This is a genomic window from Clostridium sp. ZS2-4 (genome assembly GCF_026719745.1).
Lineage (GTDB): Bacteria > Bacillota > Clostridia > Clostridiales > Clostridiaceae > Clostridium_H.
Window position 1 is genome coordinate 1 of record NZ_JAPPRQ010000032.1, and the last position, 2133, is coordinate 2133.

Sequence of the window (2133 nt, forward strand, 5' to 3'; positions counted from 1 at the left end):
TGATGATGAACCAATAGCAGGTAGAAAACCAGCACCACCGGAACCACCTAAGGAAGAAAAGAAAGGGTTTAGTTGGGGAAAGCTAGCTAAAGGAGTCTTAGCAGGACTTGCAGTGGTAGCAGCAGTAACAGTAGCAGCAGTAGCAATAGCGGTAACAGCTGGAGCAGCTGTAGCAGTAGTAGGAGCAATCGCAGCAGGAACAGCAGTGGCAGGAACAGCTGCAGTATTAAGTCAAGCAATATCAGATAAACAACGAGGAGAGGTAAGTGATATTTTCTCTTATATGGCTGCTGGAGGACGAGAATCCTTTATAGGAGCAGTCTCTGGAGCAGTATTTGGACCTTTTGGAGTAGGTGAAGCGATAGGTGCAAAAATGCTGTTAGGAGGAATAACCAACGGATTTGAAAGTATATTAAGACAAACATTAGAAGGCAAAGGAATAAACTTTAAAACTGTCCTAACTGATTTTGGNAAGGGTAGCTAAAATAGCATTAAACAATATGAAAAAAGGACCGAAGCCATCAGTGCTTGGTAGCAATTTGGGTAATGGTTATGAGGCTTTAGGTAGGTTTAAAAAGGAATTTAAAAAGGTTAAAAATGAAATTAATTTGGAAAATAGACGAATGGATACAGTTATAGAGGCTCCTAGTTTTAAAGTGAAGTCTAAGTTTAGTAAAGATCCAGAGTTGAAAAAAGAATTTGAAAGACAGGTTAAGGGTCAAGAGGAAGGATTAAATAAATTAACAATTAATGAGTACCTTGATAATAGAGAGGCTTATGCAAATAGACTCAAGGAACAAAAGCTGACTGGAAAGAAGAATCCAAGTGGTAGAGATCCTAAGGGAAGTGCACAACAAAAGTGGGTAAGAGATGAGGCATTAAAGGACAAAATTAAAGAATACAAAAGGCAAGGGCTAAAACTTAAAGAGGCAGAAGAAAAAGCTAATAAATGGTTAAAAACTCAAGCTGCCTTACATGATCCTGACCAAATTGCTGGTGGTAATCCACAAAATGTAACTGGAATGGGTGATAAGAGAATCAATTCTTCTATTGGTTCACAATGGAAAACAAGGGCAAATAATGTTGAAGAGAAAGTGAGAGAATATATAAAAGATAACGATTTATCAGAAGATGATTTGAAAAAAATCTATTTAAATATTAAATTATCGTGTGGAGGAATTTAGTATGAACGAATACATGAAAAAAGTATTTAGTGATTTTAAGTTATATGAGAAAGTGACTGAAGATACAATTAACAAGTATAAGGATAAAGTTGGTGAAGATATAGTAAAAATATGGGAAAAGTATGGATTTGGAACAACATTTAATGGATATTTAAAGATAATAAATCCAGATGATATTCAAGAGTTATTAGAAGAAACATATATTATGCCGTTTGAAGATATCCCGATTTTTGTAACGGGTATGGGAGATATTATTGTTTGTAATAGTAGAGGAAGTTTTGGAATAGTAGATTACCGTCATCAACGAATAGAAGTACTATGGACTAAAAAAGAAATAGAGTGGGATTTTTTCTTTGATGATTATTATGAAAAACAATGGCAATGGAATCCGTATTTTGAAGCAGTAGAGAAATATGGAGAACCACAGTATGATGAATGTTTTGGATATGAACCATTGTTAAGTTTAGGTGGGAAAGAGAGTGTCGATAATTTAAGAAAAGTAAAGTATGAAGTTCATATAAGCATTATAGCTCAAATACAAGGAGTCCTTTCTTGTTAAAATTCATAGCAACAGAAAACAGAATTTACCAACGGTCATTTCAGTTTTAGTAGGAAACTGTTACTAGTTTATGTTAAGGCATCAGGTAAAGATACCAAAATGTAATTAATGCAAAAAATGTAATTAACAGAAAATAAAACATCAGGAATTGGAATTATAAAAATAACCAGTTCCTGTTTTTGTACCTAAAAACCATGCGAAAGCATGAGCGGTAGCTGGTTTCTAGGGGTTATATTAAGATAGTAACTCAACTTTCGCACTTATATTTTAAGGCGTTAGCCTGTGTTTTCAGTATTTCTAGCATAAAAAATAGAAGAACATTCCTCCATTTGGTATAATTGAATCACGACAAACAACGACCAAGAAAGGAATGTTCTCCATGAATACAAT

At 34.2% G+C, this 2133-nt stretch carries 2 protein-coding genes; both read left to right on the forward strand.

Going from position 1 to position 2133, the window contains the following annotated elements; translation table 11 throughout:
* The first annotated feature begins 500 nt into the window (after positions 1-500).
* A complete protein-coding gene (locus OIO11_RS05870; RefSeq protein ID WP_268070520.1) occupies positions 501-1184 on the forward strand; it encodes a polymorphic toxin type 15 domain-containing protein in 684 nt (227 codons plus the stop codon).
* A gap of 1 nt (position 1185) precedes the next feature.
* Positions 1186-1743: a T6SS immunity protein Tdi1 domain-containing protein gene (locus OIO11_RS05875; protein WP_268070521.1), complete on the forward strand. Its 558-nt coding sequence runs from the start codon at positions 1186-1188 to the stop codon at positions 1741-1743.
* The last annotated feature ends 390 nt before the right edge of the window (positions 1744-2133 follow it).